The 24,571-nt window shown below is 49.1% G+C and carries 23 protein-coding genes; 18 read left to right on the plus strand and 5 right to left on the minus strand.

All coding sequences use genetic code 11. From position 1 onward, the window contains the following. Positions 1-21: 21 nt before the first annotated feature. On the minus strand, positions 22-840 hold the full coding sequence (gene panB / locus GWK09_RS11340; protein WP_163693538.1) for a 3-methyl-2-oxobutanoate hydroxymethyltransferase: 819 nt from the start codon (positions 838-840) through the stop codon (positions 22-24). Positions 841-934: 94 nt separating this feature from the next. On the opposite strand from panB, the gene GWK09_RS11345 reads away from it, so the two are divergent. From GWK09_RS11345 to GWK09_RS11355, 3 genes are all read left to right on the plus strand, one after another. After that, positions 935-1,393 (plus strand): nuclear transport factor 2 family protein, encoded by a 459-nt coding sequence (locus GWK09_RS11345; protein WP_239530915.1) that lies wholly within the window; start codon positions 935-937, stop codon positions 1,391-1,393. Between the two features lie 184 nt (positions 1,394-1,577). Further along, positions 1,578-3,485, plus strand: coding sequence for a molecular chaperone DnaK (gene dnaK, locus GWK09_RS11350; protein WP_163693539.1), 1,908 nt, complete (start codon positions 1,578-1,580; stop codon positions 3,483-3,485). 101 nt (positions 3,486-3,586) lie between these two features. Then, positions 3,587-4,552, plus strand: a complete 966-nt coding sequence (locus GWK09_RS11355; RefSeq protein WP_163693540.1) for a hypothetical protein — start codon at positions 3,587-3,589, stop codon at positions 4,550-4,552. A gap of 2 nt (positions 4,553-4,554) precedes the next feature. On the opposite strand, the gene GWK09_RS11360 is transcribed toward GWK09_RS11355, so the two are convergent. The 3 genes from GWK09_RS11360 to GWK09_RS11370 all read right to left on the minus strand — a co-directional run bounded on the left by GWK09_RS11360 (position 4,555) and on the right by GWK09_RS11370 (position 6,612). Then, positions 4,555-5,256: a hypothetical protein gene (locus tag GWK09_RS11360; protein ID WP_163693541.1), complete on the minus strand. Its 702-nt coding sequence runs from the start codon at positions 5,254-5,256 to the stop codon at positions 4,555-4,557. Positions 5,257-5,413: 157 nt separating this feature from the next. Further along, positions 5,414-5,980 (minus strand): GNAT family N-acetyltransferase, encoded by a 567-nt coding sequence (locus tag GWK09_RS11365; protein WP_163693542.1) that lies wholly within the window; start codon positions 5,978-5,980, stop codon positions 5,414-5,416. Next, positions 5,977-6,612: an alpha/beta hydrolase gene (locus GWK09_RS11370; RefSeq protein WP_163693543.1), complete on the minus strand. Its 636-nt coding sequence runs from the start codon at positions 6,610-6,612 to the stop codon at positions 5,977-5,979. The genes GWK09_RS11365 and GWK09_RS11370 overlap by 4 nt, the downstream gene beginning before the upstream one ends. 64 nt (positions 6,613-6,676) lie before the next feature. Between GWK09_RS11370 and GWK09_RS11375 the strand changes: the two genes are divergently transcribed. The 10 genes from GWK09_RS11375 to GWK09_RS11420 all read left to right on the plus strand — a co-directional run bounded on the left by GWK09_RS11375 (position 6,677) and on the right by GWK09_RS11420 (position 16,988). After that, positions 6,677-7,099, plus strand: a complete 423-nt coding sequence (locus GWK09_RS11375; RefSeq protein WP_163693544.1) for a PaaI family thioesterase — start codon at positions 6,677-6,679, stop codon at positions 7,097-7,099. Between the two features lie 61 nt (positions 7,100-7,160). Further along, positions 7,161-8,144 (plus strand): chorismate-binding protein, encoded by a 984-nt coding sequence (locus tag GWK09_RS11380; protein WP_163693545.1) that lies wholly within the window; start codon positions 7,161-7,163, stop codon positions 8,142-8,144. Between the two features lie 87 nt (positions 8,145-8,231). Next, positions 8,232-9,956, plus strand: coding sequence for a 2-succinyl-5-enolpyruvyl-6-hydroxy-3-cyclohexene-1-carboxylic-acid synthase (menD, locus tag GWK09_RS11385; RefSeq protein ID WP_317174521.1), 1,725 nt, complete (start codon positions 8,232-8,234; stop codon positions 9,954-9,956). A 29-nt stretch (positions 9,957-9,985) separates the two neighbouring features. Beyond that, a complete protein-coding gene (locus tag GWK09_RS11390) occupies positions 9,986-10,330 on the plus strand; it encodes a DUF2853 family protein (protein WP_163693547.1) in 345 nt (114 codons plus the stop codon). 68 nt (positions 10,331-10,398) lie between these two features. Continuing rightward, the gene (locus GWK09_RS11395) at positions 10,399-11,232 is read left to right on the plus strand and encodes a CvfB family protein (RefSeq protein ID WP_163693548.1); all 834 of its coding nucleotides are present in this window, start codon (positions 10,399-10,401) and stop codon (positions 11,230-11,232) included. 139 nt (positions 11,233-11,371) lie between these two features. Continuing rightward, entirely contained in the window at positions 11,372-11,971 is a 600-nt protein-coding gene (locus tag GWK09_RS11400) for an SPOR domain-containing protein (RefSeq protein ID WP_163693549.1), read from the plus strand. Positions 11,972-11,976: 5 nt separating this feature from the next. Next, a complete protein-coding gene (gene menA / locus GWK09_RS11405) occupies positions 11,977-12,879 on the plus strand; it encodes a 1,4-dihydroxy-2-naphthoate octaprenyltransferase (protein ID WP_163693550.1) in 903 nt (300 codons plus the stop codon). Between the two features lie 36 nt (positions 12,880-12,915). Further along, the gene (locus GWK09_RS11410; protein ID WP_163693551.1) at positions 12,916-13,668 is read left to right on the plus strand and encodes a LytR/AlgR family response regulator transcription factor; all 753 of its coding nucleotides are present in this window, start codon (positions 12,916-12,918) and stop codon (positions 13,666-13,668) included. A gap of 572 nt (positions 13,669-14,240) precedes the next feature. Continuing rightward, entirely contained in the window at positions 14,241-16,283 is a 2,043-nt protein-coding gene (locus GWK09_RS11415) for a sensor histidine kinase (RefSeq protein ID WP_239530916.1), read from the plus strand. Positions 16,284-16,307: 24 nt separating this feature from the next. After that, positions 16,308-16,988: a metal-dependent hydrolase gene (locus GWK09_RS11420; RefSeq protein ID WP_163693552.1), complete on the plus strand. Its 681-nt coding sequence runs from the start codon at positions 16,308-16,310 to the stop codon at positions 16,986-16,988. Here GWK09_RS11420 and GWK09_RS11425 read toward each other — a convergent pair whose 3' ends face one another. Further along, positions 16,989-17,780, minus strand: a complete 792-nt coding sequence (locus GWK09_RS11425; RefSeq protein WP_163693553.1) for an SDR family oxidoreductase — start codon at positions 17,778-17,780, stop codon at positions 16,989-16,991. 52 nt (positions 17,781-17,832) lie between these two features. Here GWK09_RS11425 and GWK09_RS11430 point away from each other — a divergent pair, with 52 nt between their 5' ends. The 5 genes from GWK09_RS11430 to GWK09_RS11450 all read left to right on the plus strand — a co-directional run bounded on the left by GWK09_RS11430 (position 17,833) and on the right by GWK09_RS11450 (position 24,567). Further along, on the plus strand, positions 17,833-18,870 hold the full coding sequence (locus tag GWK09_RS11430) for an o-succinylbenzoate synthase (RefSeq protein WP_163693673.1): 1,038 nt from the start codon (positions 17,833-17,835) through the stop codon (positions 18,868-18,870). A gap of 5 nt (positions 18,871-18,875) precedes the next feature. Next, positions 18,876-19,811: a CPBP family intramembrane glutamic endopeptidase gene (locus GWK09_RS11435; protein WP_163693554.1), complete on the plus strand. Its 936-nt coding sequence runs from the start codon at positions 18,876-18,878 to the stop codon at positions 19,809-19,811. Further along, on the plus strand, positions 19,795-20,886 hold the full coding sequence (locus GWK09_RS11440) for an AMP-binding protein (protein WP_163693555.1): 1,092 nt from the start codon (positions 19,795-19,797) through the stop codon (positions 20,884-20,886). The genes GWK09_RS11435 and GWK09_RS11440 overlap by 17 nt, the downstream gene beginning before the upstream one ends. Before the next feature lie 143 nt (positions 20,887-21,029). Further along, a complete protein-coding gene (locus GWK09_RS11445; protein ID WP_163693556.1) occupies positions 21,030-22,370 on the plus strand; it encodes a M24 family metallopeptidase in 1,341 nt (446 codons plus the stop codon). A gap of 1 nt (position 22,371) precedes the next feature. Continuing rightward, complete coding sequence (locus GWK09_RS11450) at positions 22,372-24,567, plus strand: TonB-dependent receptor plug domain-containing protein (RefSeq protein WP_163693557.1); 2,196 nt, start codon at positions 22,372-22,374, stop codon at positions 24,565-24,567. Positions 24,568-24,571 lie beyond the last annotated feature (4 nt).

Raw genomic sequence — 24,571 nt, forward strand, 5'->3', positions numbered from 1 at the left:
GGTCATCCCCGTTCCGGACATTCAGTATTGTTCATCCTCACTTGGGAAGTCGAGTGATTTCACATCATTTACATAACGGGAGATCGCGTCGCTCATTTCCTCATAGAGATTCATGTATCGTCTCAGGAACCTGGGATTGAACTCGTGGGTCATACCCAACAGGTCGTGGATCACGAGTACCTGGCCATCGGCGTGTCGGCCACCCCCTATACCTATGGTAGGGATGGAGATACTCTCAGAGACCTTTTTGGTAAGCGCTGCCGGTATCTTTTCGAGGACGATGGAAAAACACCCGATCTTTTCCAGCATTTTTGCATCCTCCATAAGTTTCTCCGCCTCGTCTTCCTCCTTGGCCCGGACGGAGTAGGTGCCGAATTTGTAGATCGACTGGGGGGTAAGGCCCAGGTGCCCCATCACGGGGATGCCCGCATTGAGGATCCTTTTAACGGATTCCCGGATCTCTTCCCCTCCCTCCAGTTTTACCGCGTGAGCCCCGCTTTCCTTCATGATCCTGATGGCAGACCTGAGGGCTTCCTTGGGATCACTCTGATAACTTCCAAAAGGGAGGTCTACTACCACCAGGGCTCTGTTCACAGCTCTGATCACAGAGGAAGCGTGGTAGATCATCTGATCGAGTGTGATGGGCAGGGTAGTCTCGTGTCCGGCCATGACATTACTGGCCGAGTCGCCTACGAGTATGACATCAACCTTTGCGTCATCCACGATCTTCGCCATGGAATAGTCATAGGCCGTGAGCATGGAGATCTTTTCGCCTTGCTTCTTCATGTCTACGAGCGATTTCACAGTCACTCTTTTGTATTCTTTTTTACCGACAGACATAGTAGTTCATTTGCCGGATAAATGTAAGGAGAAAAGATCAATTGGGGATTAATGTGTACTTTCGGGTGTAACACAGATCCATAAGAAATTCGGGATGAGAAGTATTTTGATCGCAGTGATGCTGTTTACCCTGTGGACGGGACAGGGACAGCAAGACGCTGACACATCGGTAAAAATGGCCATTGAGAAATTTTTTGAAGCCTTCCACACCCGGGACTCCGTATCCCTGCGTCAAATGGTCTCCTCAGGTATCCGGATGCAGACGGTGGGAAAATCATCCACCGGGGCCGATAGTGTTCAGACGGTTCCTTTTGGCAACTTTCTAAGGTCGATCGCAAGTATCCCGGATTCGGTGATCATCGAAGAGCGCCTCAGCTCCATCTCGGTCAGGACAGATGGCAGTCTTGCCCAGGCATGGACTCCCTACACCTTTTACGTCAATGGCAACCTCAGCCATTGCGGGGCCAATGCCTTCCAGTTATTTCGGGAAAAAGGAACCTGGAAGATCTTCCACATTATTGATACCCGCAGGAGAGAAGGATGTGACGAATAGGATGATGATATCCTCAAAGCCTTAATTCTTCCGACTTTTTATTTCTACAACACCTAATTATCAGGGGATTCAGTCAAATGCGCCACAGACAATGTGACAACCTGTCAGTTTTATGGGGTTGGCACTATGTTTGACATTTCTGTTAGCGAAAAACGTTTGAATCCATTAATAAAAAAACGATAAAATGAGTAAAATTATTGGGATAGATTTGGGTACGACCAACTCCTGCGTCTCCGTCATGGAAGGAAATGAGCCGGTCGTGATCCCGAACGCCGAAGGAAAACGGACTACGCCCTCCGTAATCGCTTTTGTGGAAGGTGGTGAGATCAAAGTTGGGGATCCAGCCAAGAGACAGGCGGTCACCAACCCGCACAAGACCATTTACTCCATCAAAAGGTTTATGGGGAACAAATATTCCGAATCCAGGAAAGAAGCAGAAAGGGTTCCTTATAAAGTGGAGAAGGGAGATAACGACACCCCCAGGGTGAATATAGACGGCCGTCTGTACACCCCTCAGGAATTGTCGGCTATGATCCTCCAAAAAATGAAGAAGACCGCCGAGGATTATCTTGGCCAGACCGTAAGCAGGGCTGTGATCACCGTTCCTGCCTACTTTAACGATGCCCAGAGGCAGGCCACCAAGGAGGCCGGTGAGATCGCCGGTCTGAAGGTGGAGAGGATCATCAACGAGCCCACAGCGGCTTCCCTTGCCTATGGACTCGACAAAAAGCACAAGGACCAGAAGATCGTTGTATTCGACTTCGGAGGTGGTACGCACGACGTATCCATCCTCGAATTGGGCGATGGGGTATTCGAGGTGTTGTCGACAGACGGGGATACCCATCTGGGCGGAGATGACGTGGACCAGAAGATCATCGACTGGCTGGCAGAAGAATTCAAGAAGGAAGAAGACATCGACCTGAGAAAAGACCCAATGGCGTTACAGCGTTTGAGGGAAGCTGCTGAAAAGGCCAAGATCGAATTGTCTAGTTCTACTCAGACCGAGATCAACCTGCCCTATGTCACAGCGACGGCCACCGGGCCTAAACACCTGGTCAGGACCCTTGCCAGGGCCAAATTCGAACAGCTGATCGCAGACCTGGTCAAAAGAACCATCGCACCCTGTGAGACCGCGCTGAAAGCAGCCGGGCTCTCTAAAAGCGACATAGACGAGATCATCCTGGTTGGTGGATCCACAAGGATCCCTGCCGTTCAGGAGGCGGTCGAGAAGTTCTTTGGGAAAAAACCTTCCAAAGGAGTGAACCCCGATGAGGTGGTTGCCATTGGGGCAGCCATACAGGGAGGTGTGCTAACAGGGGATGTTAAGGATGTTCTCCTGCTAGACGTAACACCCCTCTCCCTCGGTATTGAGACTATGGGAGGCGTGATGACCAAGCTGATCGAAGCGAACACGACCATCCCTACCAAGAAATCGCAGATCTTTTCCACGGCTGCCGATAACCAGCCTTCTGTGGAGATCCACGTGTTGCAGGGAGAAAGGCCCATGGCGACAGACAATAAGACCATCGGGCGATTCCACCTGGACGGCATCCCACCTGCACCAAGGGGTACGCCACAGATCGAGGTGACCTTCGATATCGACGCCAACGGGATCATCAAGGTGACTGCCACAGACAAGGCCACCAATAAGACCCAGGATATTCGGATCGAAGCCTCTTCAGGTCTGACCGAGGAAGAGATTGAAAAGATGAAAGCAGAGGCCGAAGCCAATGCGGAAGCTGATAAAAAGGCCAAGGAAAAGGCAGACAAGCTCAATGAGGCAGATGCCATGATCTTCCAGACCGAAAAACAACTCGGAGAATTCGGCGACAAACTGTCTGATGACAAGAAGAAGCCAATAGAATCTGCTCTCGAGGAGTTGAAAAAGGCTTATGAAACCAAGGATGTGGAGAAGATCACCCCTGCATTGGAGAAGATCAACGAAGCATGGAAAGTGGCTTCTGAGGAAATGTACAAAGCCCAGGCCGCTGCCCAGGAAGGCGGACCTACCTCTAATGGGGAACAGGCCTCAGCCGAAGGCGCCAAAGAAGGAGATAATGTGGAGGATGTAGATTTTGAGGAAGTGAAGTAGTTCTCCACGTATGATTACTGAAGAGGCAGCGGAAGCTGCCTCTTTTTTTTTCGGCATGTATTTTGTTTTTCCATCCGGAAAGAAGGTGTAATTTTGATTCGATGAATGTAAAGAATTACGGAATATCTGTGCTTTCGGGAATATTAACACTTCTCCTGCTGTGGATGTCTATTTCCGTCCAGTCCCAGGAACCCAAGGTCTTTACCACTTCAGACTTTGGCCTTTCCGGCAAGGTTAAGCGGTGCCTGGTCATCACGGATTACGGTAAGGAAGCATTCGATTTCAGGGAAGACGGATTGCTGCAGAAGATCACTACCGTGTACAGTGAAACGGATTACGACCTCACATTTTACCGATATAAGGACGGATCGCTTTCAGAAAAAAGGATCGAAAATTACAGGGATGACAAGCTGGATCGTCAGACTTCCATCGCTCACATCTTTAAAGTGGATACACTTGATGGTAAGGTCCGGAGGGAACAGATCTATTCGTATCAAAAGGAATTTCTCGACCAGTTCGAGTATTCCTACGACTCTAACGGGAATCTGATTGCCGTGACGCGTACCTCCAATGAGGGGATTGATGACACTCGGATAACTTATGACACACTTAAAGGGGAAGTGACAAGGACCACCTATGTGAACGGCATCATCGAAAGGTCCGTGCGCACCTCAGAAAAACGGGAAAAGGACCGTATCCTTCGTGAAGAACTCATCAAGGAATACCTCAATGGGGAACCTTTTCGGGCTACGGAGACCATAAGTGACACCCTCGGCAGGAAGGTCAGGGAAATGGAATATTCCTATGATGCCGACCAAAGTTCTTTTGTCAGGGCTATGGAAGTGCTATTTACCTACGACGAACAAGGGTTTCTAAAGACCCGGTTTCAAAAATCGGGCAAACAGGAAAGCAGGCAGGAGTACATTTACCAGTTCGATGCCCATAACCCTCCTAACTGGACCAAGGAAATTATCTCGCCCCAAAACCAGTACACGACCCGAAGGATCACCTATTACGAAGAAAAGTTGCCTGAAAGCAATGCTGAAGGGAACAAAAAGGGAAGTTGAACTTACTTCTTAGAACATTCCAGGAGGGCAAAAAGGGCCTTGTTGTGCAGTGCAACCACCTGGGACATGTAGAATGATCGGATGGAATACACACTTTCTGCCTGAAGATCCTCGTCCGTTTTGGTCTTTCGGTCCATCACGATCTGCCTGGCCCTTTCACATTCAAAGACAGCAGCCAGTTTCTCAATGGATTTTTGAATGTTAGCGAGCTCATCTTCGGCTGTCTGCCTGATGCTTAATTTGGTATCCCATTCCTCTGAATTTGGAGATTCATCGTCCATAGATGGACCCGAACCTGAAAGGGTTAGGCTTTCCTGAGGCGCAGCGGACTGTTGAGGCTCCTCATCCAGGGCACACATATCCAGGTTGTATAGGACCTTTTCCACATCTTCAAGCGCTCTTTTGGTAAAATATCGCCCATTATCCCATTTATCCTGGCTGAGAGCCGTCTTCAGGTTCTCAATCCCATTCAGGATAGGATCACCGGCTTTAGGGCATCCGCAGGTCTCATTTTCATCCCTGGCCTTTTCAAGGGCCGAGAGAGCTCTTTCGGCGTAGTATTGCTGATGTTCAAAATTGTTGGCCTCCATGGATTTTTTAGCGTGAGAAAGAGAGTATCCGGCTGAGGCATAGGCATTCGTGCAATTGGCGAAGCCGGCAGCATAACAAAGGGTCATGGCCAGCAGGAATATTGTTTTTTTCATGGGAAGCGAACTTGGATAGGATCTGTTTTTCTTTTGTAAGATAATGGATAGTAACAACGACCGGGGGCCTGTGATTATTGCCCAGATTTAACTTAATGTACTACCGGGGAGATATAATATGCCACAGGAACCGTAGGAGTAATAATCAGAGCCCTGATTAAAGGGATCTGCGGGCCTTCTCCCACTCTGTAGGAAAAAGACCGTAACAACAAGTGTCCCGCTTGAAGCCATCGGTGAGGTATACATTCCGTCTCAGAATCCCTTCGAGAACGGCCCCCAGTTTCTCAACTGCCTTTCTGGAAGGCGTGTTCCGCTCGTCTATTCGAAATTCGATCTTTTCGAAATGCAGTTCGCCAAAGGCGAAATCGATCATGAGTCGCTTCATCTCCGTGTTGAGTCCGGTCCCCTGAAATTCACGGCCGATCCAGGTAGACCCGATATGCACCACCCTGTTATCCCAGTCGATGTTCATAAAGCGCGTACACCCTGCGGTATTCCCCGATCTTTTGTCCAAGACCAAAAAGGGAATAGCAGTCTTTTGTTCCCGCTGTACCAAAGCGTTTGAAACATAGGCCGCCAGATCCTCTTCCGAATCGATTTTGGAAGGGGAGTACCTGATCAGACCCTTTTGGAGGGCGATTGGGAGTAAATTTCCGACGTGTGTCCGGGAGAGCGGCAGGAGGGAGACGCGGTCATTTTCAAGGCGGATCTCATCCAGGTTCACGGGAGACGGTTTATGAGTTCTTTCCTGATTTCGTGTGTGCCATCAAAGACTTCCACCACCGCTCTTCCTTTAAACAGGGTTTGTATCTTCTCTTTTTCCAGCTCCCATCGCTCAAGGGAAATGTATTCATCCCGGTTTCCCACGATGACTTTGATCCCGGTGTGATCGTTTAGATGGACAACATCCGAAGGTTTAATTTCCTCCGGGATGCCCCCGGCGTATAAGATGAGATGGTCACACAGGATTTTCCTCCTCGCCAGCCATCGCGTGGCAATGGAAACCCCTTGGGAGAAGCCAAAGACTACGAGTTTGATCCCTTTTGGAAGGGACAGTCCAGCCATCATGGCATCGAGATAAGAGAGGATATTCTCGATCTCCAGTTCCGTATCTTCCTTGGTGAGCCATGAAGCACCTACGTGTTTAAAGTGTTTGTCCAGATAGTATTTGGAGGGTGCCTGAGGCGCCACCAGAAAATGCCTTTCGGGATCCAGTCCGTCAAAATACTTGAGAAAATATCTGCTGAGGTACCCCATTCCGTGGAATAGTATCCAGACATGAGTGGTTTTGGAGGTAAGCTCATTTTGGGTCGATACCGTGTTCCGGGCGGGGTAGGCCACTTCTTTTACTTCCAAGGGTAATTCGGTATTAGGGCTTTACAGTTGCTGCTGAATGCTTAATTTTGCTAAAAATAAGAAAATGAGCGATCATAAAGCGAAAATCCTTCAGGTGTGCAATGAGATCCGAAAGAACACCCTGATGGAAACCCTGGAGATAGAATATGTGGATGTGGGAGAGAATTTCCTGATCGCCAGGATGCCGGTAAGTCCGAAGGTCCACCAGCCGGATGGGGTCCTCCACGGTGGGGCGACTGTAGCACTTGCCGAGAGTGTAGGCAGTGCGGCATCCTATGTTTTCCTTGATGGTTCTTCATTTTTTGTGAGGGGGATTGAGATCGCCGCCAACCACGTAAGGAGTGTGCGGGAAGGCTGGGTGTATGCCAAAGCCAGTATTGTCCACAAGGGCAGGACCACACAGTTGTGGGAGATCCGGATCACGGACGCGGATGACCATCTCATTTCACTTTGTAAACTCACCACCATTGCCCTCCCCAAAAAATAATCCCCTCCATCTTTTCCTCCGTAAAGTCGCTGAGCACCGAAAACAGGAAAAACCATTTGCCGTGTTCAGGTATCCCGGTGAATCGGTTGTGAAGGCCATTTATCAGGAAGACCGCCAGTTGCATAGGTCTGACAATCTGGACCGTTCAGGCTTTGTCATTGGTCCCTATGGAACGGAAATGCCTTTGTTCATGATCCTATCGGATAGGGATGAGATACTCTCCATACCGGAGATCAGAGTTTCTGAAACAGAAGGGGTATATCCACCAGAATCAGCTGAGGAAGCGGCCCGCTATGCGGCACTCGTTGACAGGGCTGTTCAGGCGATCAGAGAAGGAACTATGCAAAAAGTGGTCTTATCCAGACAACTGGATGTAACCACCGGGAAAACGGCCCTGGAGATCTTTGGGGCTGTTCTGGCTGCCTATCCTTCTGCTTTTTGCTACTGCTGGTACCACCCTGAAGTGGGTTGCTGGGTTGGGGCAAGTCCTGAGAGCCTTTTGCACTATTCCGGAGGTATGCTTTCTACTATGGCCCTGGCGGGTACCCTTGAAAAGAAATCAGGGAAAGAACCTTCCTGGGGAACCAAGGAAAGAGAGGAACAGCAGATAGTCACGAACTATATCTCAGAGGTTCTGACCAGAGAGGGTATATCGGCAGCACGATCAGAGGTGGAGACCGTTGAAGCCGGAAATCTCTGGCACCTCAGGACCACCCTGTCCGGAAAGGCGTCTGAAGAGCAGGTTTCATCCGTGGTCAAAGCATTGCACCCAACACCTGCCGTTTGCGGGATACCGCTACAGCAAGCGCGTGATTTTATTGGCCTTAACGAGGGCTACTCCAGGAGGTATTATACCGGATTCCTCGGGGAGCTTCACCGGGGTAAAGGGAGGGAAACCCGACTTTTCGTCAACCTCAGGTGTATGGAATATCTCGGGGACAAGGCGCGGATCTTCGTCGGGGGAGGCATCACCGCCAACTCCATCCCGGCTGCGGAATGGGAAGAAACCCGGGCAAAGAGCAAGACCATCCTGAAAGTACTGTAGATTTCCCTCCAAGGATTGGGAAAGCATGGACCTGCATCGTATTTTTGCAGCCCTATGCGTTACCCAAGTATTCCGTCAGCACAACTTTTGGTACAGTACTGTAAAGCGCTCGGGATTTCACAGGTGGTCATCTCACCGGGATCCAGGAATGCACCGCTGATCATCGGCTTTACGGAAGACCCATTTTTTACCTGTTACAGCATCGTGGATGAGCGTTCTGCCGCCTTCTTTGCCATCGGCCTGACTCAGCAGCTCAGACATCCTGTGATCGTCCTCTGCACTTCTGGAAGCGCCTTGCTGAACTATTACCCCGCAATCGCTGAGGCCTTTTACAGCGACCATCCCCTCCTGGTCATCTCGGCAGACCGCCCGCCTTACAAGATCGATATAGGAGATGGCCAGACCATCCGGCAGGATCATGTCTTTCACAGGCATATCGGCTATTCAGCCAACCTGAAACTCGATGTCAGCCATGCCACCAATACCGTTTCCGCCTATGAGCCCGAAAAGTTCAGGGAAGGTATTCCCGTAGAAGAGTTGCAAAGGGAGATCGACACCTTTAACCGGGAGGAAATAAGTCGGGCGATGGAAGCACTCTTCACCAGGTCCCTTCCTGCACATATCAACATCCCATTTGAAGAACCCCTGTACAACACCGTAGACGACCATTGGTTCGACCTGACCGATGTCAGGCAACCTCAGAAGGAGGAGGAGGACCTTGGGGACCTTTCTGTCTATCAGGAAAAATGGAGCAGGGCAGGACGGAAAATGGTGCTGGTCGGGGTGATGCCCGAAGGTACATTGGACTCCCGATGGCTCGAGGAACTGGCGTCAGACCCCTCCGTCCTGATCTTTACGGAGACCACTTCCAACCTCAACCATCCCAACATCATCCCGAGTATTGACAGCATTATTGCGCCTATAGAAAAATCGAACAGGCGGGTGGAAAAATTTCAGGAGCTCCAACCAGACATCCTGCTCACCTTCGGGGGGCTGGTGGTTTCCAAGAAGATCAAGGCCTTCCTGAGAACTTATAAGCCCAAACATCACTGGCATGTACACGAGAACAAGGCATACGACACTTTTTTTGCCCTCGATCGTCATTTCCGTTGCCTGCCTAACACTTTTATGAAATCCTTCGTACAGGGAATAGAAAGAGGCCGGGGAAATTACCAGGAAAATTGGCTCAGGGTCAGGGATCGCTATGTCCAAAAAAGGGAGGAATATCTGAAACAGATCCCCTTTACGGATATGTGGGCCTTCGACAAGGTATTGCGGAGTCTCCCCAAAGGCGTTATGGTACAATTGGCCAATAGTTCTACCGTCCGATACGCACAGCTTTTTGACATGGGCAAACACCAGGCGGTGCACTGCAACAGGGGAACCAGCGGGATAGACGGCAGTACTTCCACGGCGGCAGGTGCGGCGATTCACTTTAAAGAACCCACGGTGCTCATTACGGGGGATCTCAGTTTTTTCTATGATATCAATGGTCTTTGGAATCAATACCTGCGTCCCGATTTCAGGGTTGTCCTGGTCAACAATGGGGGAGGAGGGATCTTTCGGATACTGCCCGGGAAAGAGGATTCTCCTAATTTCAAGACCTATTTCGAAACGTCCCATGACCTGAATGCGAAGTCTGTATGCGAATTGCATGGCCTGCAGTATCGCGTGGCTACAGGCAAAGAAGAACTTATGACAGCCCTCGATGATTTCTTCAAACCTTCAGACCGTCCTGTGGTGCTGGAAATAAAGACCCCGGCCGAATTAAACGACAGGATTTTGCTCTCCTATTTCGATTTTCTATCTTGAACCCTCAACAAAAACAGAATACCCCTGCTATGGCCAACAAACGAGACGAACTGATTGAGAAATACGCCGAGGCGATCCGGACGAAATTCGGGGAGGAACCGGACATGGTCCTGTTAAAAAAGGTAACCGTAGGCCTGGGGCCTTCCATTTACAACCGGGATTCCGCCAATGTCTCCAGTTCGGATGAAAAAGAACTGGCTAGGGTTAAAGATAATTTCCTGATCGGAAAACTGGGCCTTCCCGGGTCAGAAGACCTGGACCGCGCAATCCTGGAGATCATGGAAAGATACGGGGCCTCGGAGCGGACCAAATACCGGGCGGTGGTCTATTACCTCCTCACCCGGAAATTCGGACGGGAGGAGGTCTACAATTGACCTTTTGCTGCAGGTAAACAAACTGCTGATTGCAGGAATTCCTTCAAACATTAATAATACCATCCCTTATGATAGAATTGGGAAATTACAACAAGCTTAGCATTCTGAGAAGTACCAGTGTAGGTTTGTTCCTGGGCGACGAGGATGTGGACGACCTGTTACTACCTTCAAAATATGTTCCTGAGGATTTTGAGATCGGCCAGGAGATAGAAGTGTTCTGTTATCTCGACCATGAGGAACGGCCGGTGGCCACTACCATAAGACCTTTTATTAAACGCAATAGTTTTGCATATCTCCGGGTTGCCGAAGTGAATGAGATCGGTGCGTTCATGGACTGGGGACTGGAAAAGCACCTCCTGGTCCCATACCGGGAACAGGGCACTAAACTGGAAGCCGGCAAGTGGGAGGTGGTACACTGTTATCTTGATGAAAAGTCATTCCGCCTAGTGGGGTCCACCAGGTTGTCTAAATTCCTGGATAACGAATCTGTGGAACTCAAACCCAACGAGGAAGTCAGCTTGCTGGTCTACAGGCGTTCGGACCTGGGATGGGATGTGGTCGTGAATGACCGTCACAGGGGAATGGTCTTTCACAGTGATGTTTTTATGAAAATTTCAGTGGGGGATACTTTAAAAGGGTACGTTAAACAGGTACGTCCGGACAAGAAGCTGGACATTGTCCTGCAGCCAATGGGCGCGAAAGCCCTAGAACCGGCCGCAGAACAGATCTTCCAAAGGCTGCGGGAAGAGGGTGGCTTCCTCAGTCTCAGCGATGCCTCCACCCCGGAGGAGATAAGGGCCTGGTTCCCTATGAGCAAAAAGACCTTCAAGAAGGCCGTGGGCACACTTTACAAGGCAAGAAAGATAGAGCTTTCAGGCGAAGGGATCAGGATGGTGGAATAGGCCGTTGGCCCGGTATGGCGACGCTTGTATTTCCATCGCGGTTAGTGATTGCATTTTATTGTCTAATTCAGGACCATTATTTTTTTGATTCTTAGCTTTTTGGTTATATTTATCTCCCACTTTTAAAACCCGGAATCGTATGCCATTTATTGAGGAGAGCGACCTGCTGGAATTGCACAAGGATATCGACAAGGCCCAGATCATAAACGAGCGACTTTTAGATCAGATCAAATACAAGAACAAGGAACTGAAGCGGAGCAAGATACAGAGGAATGTCTTCGCGGGGGTTACTGTGCTCTTCCTGATCGCTACCCTGGCCATCACTTCTTTTACGGCGGGTTGGAGCACCTCCAATTCTGAGGTGGCCAAGAACAGTTTTTCCGTACCCCTGGATAGCCTCGAAAGCTTTAAGGACAGGATAGACAACCTCAAAAAAGAGAATGAGGAACTAAGCCTGGTAAAGGAATTCTACCTCGCCAAGAACTTTCTGGAGAAAGAGACCATCTATTCAGTTCAGATCAAGTCCTTTGTAGAAAACAACCTCACCCTTTCCTCTAAATCTCTTAACAATACGATGTTCGTGAAGACGAACCCTTTCTATTCGTATTCCCTGGGTAATTTCGAGACCCTGGAGGAAGCCCAGAAATTCAGAAAACAACTGGTGACTCTCGGTTTTGAAGACGCTTTTGTGGCTTCTTACAAGGACGGGAAACGACTGAAGATAGAACCTGCCAATTAGCGTAATTGAAAGCGAAAGCCTGGGTAAGTGCAGCACGTCTAAGGACCTTGCCTCTATCGGTTTCCGGCATCCTGGTCGGGTCGGGCATGGCTTCCATCCACGGTAAATCCGATCTCTTTGTTTTTGCGCTCGCCCTGTTGACCACCCTGGGTCTGCAGATCATCTCCAATCTGGCCAACGACTACGGTGACGGCATTAAAGGAACAGACAACGATGAGCGGATCGGCCCTAAACGGGCCATGCAGAGTGGAGCCCTTTCCGCATCAGAGCTCAAGTCGGGAATCTTGATCTCCGTGCTGATTACGCTGGTTTTTATGGGGTTTTTACTCTATGCCGCATTTGACGGCTATCCTGAATACTTTTTGCTATTTACTGCGCTAGGCGCCATCGCGGTTTGGGCTGCCATACGTTACACGGTGGGAGATTCAGCCTATGGATACAAAGGCCTGGGCGATCTTTTTGTCTTTTGCTTCTTTGGGTTGTTGGCCGTCCTGGGCACCCTTTTCCTGTTCACCAAAGACCTGATGGCAGCGGATGTCCTTCCCGCCATGACCATCGGTTTTCTGAGTACAGCAGTTCTCAACCTGAACAATATGAGGGATATCACTTCCGATAAGAAGGCCGGAAAAAATACCCTGGCGGTGAAACTGGGCATAGAAAATGCGAAGGTGTACCACTACCTCCTCCTTTTACTTTCCCTGATCTGTTTGACAGCCTTTCTATTGATCCACGGAGAGCAATGGTATCAATTCACATGTCTTCTGGCTTACGTACCGCTTGCCCTTCACGCGATTAAAGTACGGGGAATACACTCGCCCGAAATGTTCGACCCGGAGCTCAAGAAGGTGGCTCTAAGCACCTTTGGACTGGCGGTATTCTTTTATCTCGGGTTTAATATTTTTTTGTAAATTTGAATACCATAACCGCTGTAAACCCCATACATTTTGGAAGAGCCCATCAAGATCCTTATTGTAGAAGATAATGTGATCATCGCGGACGATATGCAGTCCATGCTGGAAGAAATTGGTTACGAGATCGTCGACAATGTGATCGTTTACGAGCAAGCCGAAGAAGTCCTCAAGAACAATCATGTAGACCTCGTACTGATCGATATAATCCTGGCATCAGACAAAACGGGGATCGACCTCGGGAAACACATTCGCGAGAATTACAACATCCCGTTTATCTTCGTAACCTCCAACTCTGACAGGGCAACCGTAGAGAACGCCAAAACAGTAAAGCCCAACGGATATCTTGTCAAACCTTTTGAGCAGCAAGATCTGTATACTTCTATAGAGATAGCGCTGTCCAATTATGATTATTCGGAAAAGAAAGGGGAGCATTCAGAAGAGGATACCTCGGACAAAGTGGTTTCCAATTCCGTTCTTAAAGATTCCATCTTCGTTAAGAAACAACACCTGTATTACCGAATCCAGTTCGAGGATATCCGATTTATCAAAGCAGATAACGTATACCTGGAGGTCAATACAGTGGACAAGAAATTCCTGGTGAGGTCTCCTCTGAAGGATTACCTGGAAAAATTGCCAAAGAATAAATTCTACAGGGCGCACAAGTCCTATATCGTAAACGTGGACCATATCGATGCCATCAATTCCAAGGATATCATGATCAACAATACACTGATCCCAATCTCCAAGGAATTCAAGGAATTCATCATCTCCGCGATGAACTCATAAGACTTTCATCCTCTTTTTCAGCCATTTTGACGAACCCGACAGTGATGATATCGAGGTTCACAACAACTTATAGAGCTTTGACAACATTCTTTCTGTCCCGTAGAGGGAAATGAGGTAATTTGGTGTGAAAATCAGGAATTACCTTTTTTTCATTTTCATATAGTGTTCTCGTAAAAGGGTCCGATCAGAAATGACGGACCCTTTTTTTTTTGGAATGTTTCGGATCATTACCCGCCTACCATAGTCCGAGGTCCCCTTACATACCCCATATGCCTTTTCACAACATCCCGGGGTGGTTTCACAACAAATTGAAAAGGTCGCTGAAAGATAAGTGTACTTTTAGGCTGTTCTAGGAAAATCCCAAATCTTACCTTTCTTAGACGATCCTTAAGCTATGCTGCAACGCATGGCTTTTTTTATGACGGATACACAAAAGAACACTATTACTAAAAATAAACGCTTTCAGCCACTCTTCAATTCCCGGCTCGGGGTACTGTCTTTAGTACCTCCAAGTGGCGATGACCACACAAACCCCTTTGTTTACAACAAATATTTATACAGACCGTTAATTAATGGTAATTTTGATAGGCGGTTTTCAGGAGGTAAATCGCCCAAATTACAACCTGTTCAAAAGACTTCTCACGGAGCGTGATATGGCGAAAAAGCTAAGCATCTTTTTTATCTTCTTGCTTGTCATGGTATCCTCTATGGGGTACACCCAGGACCTGGAACCCATAGACAACGATGCCCTGGTCAAGTTCGAGGAAGCCGGATCGGTTTCGGACAGGTTCAGCCTGTTCTTCGAGACCGTTAACCGCTATAATACACACTCTGCCTATGACTGGCTGGATGCAGTGGACCGTTACATAAAAAACTCCGAAATGGGGGGTGATTCCCTGGCTTTAAAGAAGTACAGGCTGATCAAATCCCAGATCTACTATGACATTGGCGATTACGACAAGAGTATTGCCGAGGCCACTAAGATCTACAGCGAAAAACACAAGCTGGATATTTCTACCACCGAATTGCTTCTAAACTTGATGGATGCCAACTATTCGCGTCTGGAACTTTATGACAAGCAGGTCGAGATCAGGAAACAAAAGAGGGAACTCGGACTCAAAGACAAGATCTCCTTTTACGATATCTATTCCAACCTGGGGCTTCACCGCCAGGCTATGAAGGAGTACATCTACGAGAAAAAGAACACCATTGAGGAGAACGATTATTACGGATGGGCAGATTACCACAATTCTATCGGTAAATATTTATTACTCGACAAATCCACTTCCACGGCCCTTTCGAATTTCTCCAAAGCCAATGGCTTTATCAACGTCTACCTCAATGATATGGTGACGGTAAAGACTGAAAGTGAGATCATCAGGGCGAATATGCTCAAGGGGATCATAGAGGGCAACATAGGGAAGTGCTACGCCCAGATGGGACAGTTCGAAAAGGCCATACCCTACCTGGAGACCAGTATCGCGACCATAGAGGAAAACAATATTGGCAGGACCTCTGACGACGTTAATGAGAACGTTCTCGTACTCGCCGAGTGCCATCTAAGGATGGACCGCCTGAAAGTGGCCAAGGAGTATCTGGATCTCGACCTGGAACTTTCGAAGACCCAACAGATCATCAAAAAGAACAGGCTGTTCGCTGCTTATTATGACCGACAAGGGAATTACGAGAGGCTTGCTGAATACCTCAAGCGGAATATGCGTATACAGGATTCCCTCGAGGCCAATGAATCGGCCATTAAAAGGCAGCAATTGGCTTCTATCATCTCGGAGGAGATCGTGGAGGATTCCCGCAGGAAGATCAACCAGCAAAACCTCGAGATGGAACAGAAAAAGAGCGAGATCGCCGCTATGGATGAACGCAGTAATCTGATCTTCATCTCCCTGATCTTCACCCTCCTCGGTTTTGCCGGACTGGTCTTTGCGTATCTGAAAAGTATCAAGAACCAGCGGTTGATTGCCGAACAAAAACACATCATTGAGAACGCGCTGGTAGAAAAGGACTCCCTCCTGAAAGAGATCCACCACAGGGTGAAGAACAACCTTCAGATGGTATCCAGTCTGCTGAGCCTTCAGACCAAGAACACTCGAAGCAAGGCCGCTATTGAAGCCCTGGAGGAAGGAAAGAGCAGGGTAAAGGCCATGGCGCTGATCCATCAGAAACTCTATCAGAACGACGACCTCTCGGTCATCGAGATGCAGGGCTATATCGAAAGCCTTATCAACAGTGTACAATCCGTCTTTAAGAAGGGAGGGCACAATATCAATATCACCATAGATGCCGAAGGGGTGGAACTCGACATAGACCGGGCCATACCCTTTGGCCTGATCCTGAACGAACTGGTGTCCAATTCCTTTAAATACGCCTTTCCGGATGACAGTGAGAACGGCAAGATCTATATCCACCTGCGTAAGAATGGGGAACAGGGATATTTTGAGTATACCGACAATGGGGTCGGACTACCGGAAGATTCCGAGGACAGGGCCAACTCCTCTATGGGGATCCGACTTATGAACCGCCTGGTCAACCAGCTTCAGTCTACTTTAAATATCGATAAAACCACAGAAGGGGTTCGATTTTGGTTCAATTTTAAATAAATTAGGACCTCTAAATCGAATTGTATGGAAATCACCTTCCTGGGACATGCCACCCTGTCCATAAAACTGGCAGAACACACCCTCCTCGTAGATCCTTTTATCACGGGTAACCCTATGGTCAAGGATACCATCTCCCTCAAGGGGCTGAAACCCGATTATATCCTGCTGACGCATGCGCATCAGGACCACGTACTCGATGTGGAAGAGATCGCAAAACAATGCAAGCCCAAGATCATCAGCAATTACGAGATCGCCATGTATTTCCAGGAAAAAGGGTGTGAAGTACACCCTATGAACCACGGGGGTAGCTGGACCTTTTCCTTCGGTACTTTAAAGTACGTTCAGGCCGTACACACCTCTTCCTTTGCGGACGGTACCTATGGGGGGCAACCCGGTGGTTTTATTATCAGCGCAGAAGGAAAGAACGTATATATCGCCGGGGATACGGCCCTCACCATGGATATGAAGCTCATCCCCATGCAATTCAAACTGGACCTTGCCGTGCTTCCCATTGGGGACAATTTCACCATGGGCATCGATGATGCTGTCCGGGCTTCAGACTTTGTGGAGTGCGATAAAGTGCTGGGGTACCATTATGACACCTTCGGATATATTGAGATCGATCACAAGGTGGCCCAGGAGACCTTTGAGAATGCGGGAAAAAAATTGCACCTTTTGGGGATAGGGGAGACCCTGAAACTCTGATCAGACCACCCTGCTCCTGAGGACCACCCGGAGGAGAAGCCTCGGAAAAAACCGCTTGAGGTAGACACCCGAAACCTCCTTCCCTCCGATGTATGCCTCAAATTTCTGCTTTTCTATCGCCTTAATCATCTTCCGGGCGAAAACATCCGGCGACATGCCTTCAGCGGTGGCCGTGTCATTGAGACCCTGAGAACTGCCATCGCCGGTTAGGGCGTTATAGGCAACTCGCGTCCTTACAAAGCCAGGACAGATCAGGGTGACCTTTATCCCGTCTTTTTCATGTTCCATCCTCAGCACATCGAAGAAACCGTGGAGGGCGTGTTTGGCAGCGCAATACCCTGATCGGAGCGGACTGCCGAAACGGCCCATCAGACTGGTCACCGTTATGAAATGACCGCCACCCTGAGCGATAAAATGAGGCAGAAGCGCTTTGGTAAGGGCCAGGGTTCCCAGGTAATTTACTTCCATAAGTTCCCGGTAGACCTCCAGGGTGGTGTCGGCAATGAGGGAACGCTGGCTCACCCCGGCGTTGTTGATCAGCATATCGATAGGTCCGCTCATCTCTATGGCCCTGGCCACCAGCTCCTCCATCATTCCTGAGTCGCCCAGGTCCATCGGAAGGACCATCACCTTAGAAAGTGGGTTGCAGGCCTTTTTGACCCGCAACAGTTCTGCCTCATTCCTGGAGGATAGGATCAGGGTATTCCCGGACTCGCTCAATGCATAGGCGAGGGCTTCCCCTATTCCGGAAGATGCCCCCGTGATCCAAATCACCTTGTCTTTAATCCTCATGATTATGATCTTTATAAGAGTCAAAATATAGCTAAATTTGCAGCATTTCCTTATGAAGGCATCCTTTAAAAAACACGTTCTCCAGTTCATCAGCCCCGGTGGCACTTCCAGGGGTATCCTTACCACTAAGGAGACCTGGTTCCTTGTGTTGAGGGATGGGAATAAGACAGGCATTGGGGAATGCGGAATGTTCAGGGGTTTGAGCTATGACGACGTGCCCGACTACGAGCAGAGGCTACAGTGGGCATGCCTTCACATCGGAAAGGGACTCGACTTCCTGCTCGGGGAACTCCGGGACTATCCCAGTATACAATTTGGGCTGGAACAGGCATTCAGGTCGCTGGAAGCAGAGTATCCCTTTCTCCTGTACCCTTCAGCCTTCACGGATGCGGTGGAACCGATCCCAATCAATGGCCTGATTTGGATGGGTAACCGAGAGTCTATGGAGGAACAGCTCAGGCAAAAAGTGGCCATGGGTTTTCACTGTCTGAAACTCAAGATCGGGGCCATCGATTTCAACACAGAGCTCGACATACTGAGGGGGATACGGGCAGATTATTCAAAGGATGAGATCGAATTGAGGGTTGACGCCAATGGTGCCTTCGGCCCGGAAGACGCTTTCCGGAAACTGGAACAACTGGCAACCCTCGATATTCATTCTATTGAACAGCCGGTAAAACCCGGGCAATACCAACTTATGAAGTCGCTTTGTGAGGCGGGCCTGGTAGACATCGCCCTGGATGAAGAACTCATCGGACTAACTGCTGAAACAAAAAAGAGGGAATTGCTACAGATAGTAAAGCCGCATTACCTTATCTTGAAGCCCAGCCTGGTGGGAGGATTTCGCGGAAGCCGGGAATGGATTACCTTAGCCAGGGAGTTCGAGATAGGGTGGTGGGTCACCAGTGCACTGGAGAGCAACATCGGCCTCAATGCCATCGCACAGTGGACCTTTACCCTTCAAAATCCCATGCCCCAGGGCCTTGGTACGGGGCAATTGTTCTCCAACAATGTGGAGAGCCCCCTGGAGGTCACCTATGGCGAGCTTTGGTACAGGAAGGACAAGACCTGGAAAACGAATTTTATTTGAAAGACATGTATATAGAACAAGGATACAAAGGGAGTTATGCCCAATGGAAGTTTTGGATTCTCCCACTTGGATTTATCGCCTTTATGGTGATGAATTATATTTCCATCATTTACTCCCCCGTAAGTGTGGACCAGATGATGGCAGGCCTGATCGAGCAATTAGGCTCCAACCTGGTACTCATCCTCTTGCTTTCCCCACTGGCTTTAGGTCTCTTCTTTCTGCTGGGATGGGTAAAATTAGTGCAACAGCAACCTTTAACGGCCTTTACGACTTCGCGCAGGAAAGTGGACTGGAACCGGATTTGGTTCGCCTTTTTCCTATGGGGAGGAATCACGGTGCTGCTGACGATGACAGATGTCTATTTTTCCCCGGAAGATTACAGGTGGAACTTCCAACTGGTTCCCTTTTTAAAGCTGGCAGCCATCGTCATATTGCTCATGCCCTTGCAGACAAGTTTCGAAGAATACATGTTCCGCGGTCATATGTTGCAAGGCGTGGGACTACTGGTTCGCAATCGCTGGTTTCCTCTCATTCTGACCTCCGTGCTTTTCGGGCTAATGCACCTGGGGAACCCTGAAGTAGACAAACTGGGGCCGGGGGTCATGATCTTTTACATAGGTACCGGACTTTTTCTGGGGATCACCACCCTTATGGATGAAGGCCTGGAGCTCGCTCTCGGTTTCCACGCTGCCAACAACCTCTTTGGAGCTCTCCTGCTCACCTCCGATTGGTCAGCATTTCAGGTAGATTCCATTTACAAGGATGTGTCAGAACCCACCCTGGGATGGAATATCCTGCTGCCTGTTCTTATTCTCTTTCCCCTGTTATTGTTGTTCTTTGCAAAAAAGTATGGCTGGAAAGACTGGAGGGATAAATTGACAGGAAAAGTTATGTCCAAAGAGGAATTCCTAGAAAATCAAACCCATGCAGAGACACTTTAACGATATACATCCTCACTTCAAATTGCAGGGATTTCACTATTCCCTTCACGAACTCAACGACGTGGCTTACAGCCTTATCAAGGAAGGTGACAGGGAGGAGAGGCTTATAGGCGATTTCCTGATGGACTGGATCTCACCTCGGGAAGAAATCGTGGTAAAAACATCGGGTTCTACCGGCAGGCCTAAGTCGATCTCCCTGAAAAAACAGGCCATGGTGAATTCTGCTCTGGCAACGGGTTCCTATTTCGGGATACGTGAGAGATCTACGGCCCTTCTGTGTTTGTCTGCAGATCATATAGCCGCAAAGATGATGCTGGTCAGGGCCATGGTCCTTGGATTATCCCTGGACACGGTGACCCCTTCCTCCGCACCTCTTGCAGGAATCAGTAAACAGTACGATCTGTGTTCCATGGTCCCCCTGCAGCTCGAGAAATCGATCAGGCATCTTTCAAAAATTGGGACCATACTTGTTGGCGGGGCTCCCATCCCCGGTAAACTCAGAGACAGGCTGAAAGGTCTGGAGACGCGGATTTATGAGACCTACGGAATGACGGAGACCTGTTCACACATAGCCGTGCGCTTCGTAGACGGAGAAAAACCTCAGGCACAGCAAGGCATGTCCGAACATTTCCACACCCTGCCGGGAATAACCGTCTCCTCCGACGATCGCGGTTGCCTGCAGATCCATGCTCCAGAACTCGGGCTGGATAACCTGAAGACCAATGACCTGGTCAGCCTGGTCTCAGAAACGGAATTCGACTGGCTTGGAAGGTGGGACAATATGATCAATTCTGGGGGAGTTAAGCTCATTCCGGAACAGATTGAGGAAAAACTGAGAACTGTAATCTCAGGCAGGTTTATCATTAGTTCTAAACCGGATGATACCCTTGGGGAGAAACTGATCCTGGTGCTGGAGGGGGAGGGCAGGACCTCAGACCTGCTGGATAAGATATCTGGGATGAGAAAACTGGAAAAGTATGAGAAGCCCAAAGAGGTTTACTACCTGAATCATTTTCCACAATCTAAATCAGGGAAAGTTAAACGAGATGCCATCCGAAAGGAAATACTCCAATAGACTGCGACATTCACTTCTATGAAAAAAGTGCGGCAACCAAAGAAACAGGCTCTGATTACATTTAATTATTATCAATTTAAATATAATATCACGTGGATTTCTCAAACTCTTCTCTCTTCAAATGTTTAATTAAGGGATATGGAATGGTATTCTTTATCTCTTTAGCAGCCGGTCTTTCTTCTGCTTTTGGACAACATATTCTGCCCGAAAAAGAAAGAGCGGCCGTAGTCGATCAGATCCTTGACGAGCGATTCAATACCGTGTTACCCGGCCTGATGGACAAGACGGGAATCGACATGTGGATCCTGATTTCGAGGGAGTACAACGAGGACCCGGTGCTGAAAACCATGTTGCCGGCTACCTGGCTCAATGCAAGGCGGAGGACCATCCTCGTATTCTACAGGGACCAGCAGAACAACCGCATTGAAAAACTGGCGGTAGCCCGCTATAATGTGGGCAAAAACATCGTCTCGGCCTGGGATAAGGAGCAGGAACCCGACCAATGGAAACGGCTGATGGAGATCATTCAATCCAGGGACCCCCAACGAATCGGGCTCAATTTCTCCAAAGATCACAACATCGCAGACGGCCTGGATAAAACGGACCATGACGAATTTATGGCCTACCTCCCCAAATCCTATCACAAAAGGGTGGTCTCCGCCGAACAATTGGCTGTGGCATGGATAGAGACCAGGACCGAACGGGAAATGGTCATATATTCCCAGTTAGTCAGTATTACCCACGAGATCATCGCTGAAGCATTTTCGGAAAAGGTCATCACCCCTGGAATCACCACCACCTCAGACGTGGAATGGTGGATGCGGCAAAAGGTCACGGACCTGGGTCTGGAGACCTGGTTTCACCCCACGGTCGATATTCAACGCTCTGAAGAAGCCCTGGTGGGGCATCTCTATTCCTTTTCAGGCAGGCCGGAGGATATGTTGATCCTGCCCGGGGATCTTCTCCACTGCGATTTCGGGATCACCTACCTAAGGCTCAACACGGACTGCCAGGAACTGGCATATGTCTTAAAACCCGGGGAAACAACTGCTCCTGAATTTCTCCTCGATGCCCTTCGGGAGGGCAACCGGGTGCAGGACCATCTCACAGAGAATATGAAAGCGGGCCTTAGCGGGAACGAGATCCTTTCCAGGGCGCTGGAAGCCGGAAGGGCAGAAGGGTTAAGGCCGGCCATTTACACCCACCCCCTTGGGATGTACGGGCATTCGGCCGGTACCACGATCGGGATGTGGGACTCCCAGGGCGGTGTTATGAAGGACGATGGGGAGAATTACCCCCTGAACCCCTATACGGTCTACGCCATCGAACTCAATACGACGGTCTATCTCCCTCAATGGAAGCGGGATATCAGGATCATGCTGGAGGAAGCCGGATTTTACGGGAAGGACGGCTTCAGATATGTAAACGGAAGACAAACCGAATTACTACTTATTCCAAGACCTTTAACTCATCAGGGCCAGTGATATGAAAAAGATCCCGTTTAAGCTCCTCTTTTGTATTCTCTGCGGTTTGTCAATCTCCGCTCAGGAGGATGTCAACAGAAATACGACCATTTTCTGGGACGTTTCCATTTCCATGAAGGACAGGGACCTGGAAAAGGACCTATCCATACTCGACAAGGTCTTCCAGAGGACACCGGATCAGGAGATACAACTCGTATTATTCAACATCGATGCCCTGGAAAGGTCCTATTCGATTAAAGGAGGCCAATGGGAAGCCCTGAAAAAAGATTTGGAATCTGTGCGCTATGATGGGGCCAACGACTACTCTCTTCTTAAAGGCCTGGCAAAGCACCCCAATATCTATCTCTTCACAGACGGAAACAGAATTTATGAGAGTGATTTTCCCGATCTGCCTGCCAAAAGTTTTTTGATCAACAGTTCTCCCTTCCGGGACGAGGAATTCCTCAAAAGGACCGCTTTGATCAACCGGTACCGCCTCATGGATTTTGCGGCTATTTTACCGGAGAATATCGGCAGCCTTAAAAATACCAGGACAGCAGAAAAGAATGTGGTCAAAGGGAAGGTGTATATTGACAACGTGCCTGTACCCGACGTGGTGATCGCCGTAAAAGGGGAGGCCGGAGGTGTCAGGACCGTGCTGGACGGCAGCTTTTCCATTGAAGCCCGACCAGGGGACAGCCTTCTCGTAAGCAGCCGCAGCCGGAATACCTACAGGTACGTTCCTGTAGAGGAAGGTACGCAAATGAATATTTTTCTGGATGCGAACGTGGTCAGCCTGGAGGAGGTGGTCCTGGTAGAAAAAAGACAGGAGGAAGCAGTTGAGACCATCACCGGTTACGGCAAAGAAAACTCTGAGAAAATCGGGTACGCGGTCCAGTCCATTGACGACAAATCCATCACGCCTATACAGACCAATGTTTCCCAGTCTGTTCTGAACAAATTCTCCAACGTAAATCTGGGAAATACGGACGATCTCAGTAAGGCGACCATGCGATCCAATACCTCCATTCTGGGCAATAATTACAGCCTGGTGGTCATTGACGGGGTGCCCCAGCGCCAATCGGATTCCTCCCAGGGCGCTTCCTCTTCCAGTCAGGCCGTTTTTGATTACATCAACCCAGATAATATCGCCTCTATTTCCGTCCTAAAAGGGTATGCCGCCACCAACCGCTACGGAAGCCTGGGTGCCAACGGGGTGATCCTCATCACCTCCAAAAGCGCCGCAGCCGCAAAAACCTCTGGTGAACCGGTGGACCTGGCCAGGCTCAGGGACAATGTCTACACCGGGAAAGATCAGCAAGCCCAAGGTACAAAATCAGAATTGCTGAAGATTTTGGAACTTTCCGGCAACAAAGAAAAAGCCTATGAGGAATATATCAGGTTGAGATCCGACTCGGATGTTGGGGTCGGATTCTTTCTCGATGCCTACGACTATTTCAAAAAAGACGATCCCGAAAAGGCGGGCGTGATCGCCTCCGGGATCCTGGAGTTATTTCCCAAAGACATCAATGCCCTGAAAGCAGTATCCCTGGCCCTGTCAGGTGTCAATAAATACCGGGATGTGATCCGCATCAATGAGGAGATCCTGGAGATCGATAACAAACAAGCGCAAGCATATCTAGACATCGCTCTTGCCCGGAAGGGGATGGGGGAATACCAACAGGCCTTGCAAGATCTCCTCGCCCTTCGAAATAACACCATCACCCCTCCCGTAAGTACCGGTAGCGTTTCTAAAACCGTGCTCAGAGAGATCAAAAACCTCGTATTTCTTCACAAAGGGGCATTAAATACCTCAGTTTTGCCCCCTGAACTTCTGAACAATCTTAAATACGATGTGCGACTGGTCTTTGAGTGGAATGATCCTCAGGCGGAGTTCGACCTGCAGTTCGTCAACCCGCAAAACCGTTACTTCAACTGGGAACACAATACCCTGAGTGCCACGGAAAGGATGAAGGACGAGATCCTCAACGGGTACAGTTCTGAGGAATTCGAGTTCTACGGGGAAGGTGTACAGGGAAAGTGGATATTGAACGCGACCTATCTGGGGCATGTCGATATCACCAACCAGGTGCCTCTGGTCCTGAAATGTACCCTTTACCAGAATTTTGGATATCCGGATCAGACTTCCAAAGAGATCGTACTTTCTTTCTCAGCCCCGAATGAGACCAAAACCATTGCAGAAGTCCTGGTGGATTAAATCG

Origin of the sequence: Muriicola jejuensis (genome assembly GCF_010671595.1) — a bacterium.
In the GTDB taxonomy this organism is placed as follows: domain Bacteria; phylum Bacteroidota; class Bacteroidia; order Flavobacteriales; family Flavobacteriaceae; genus Muriicola; species Muriicola jejuensis.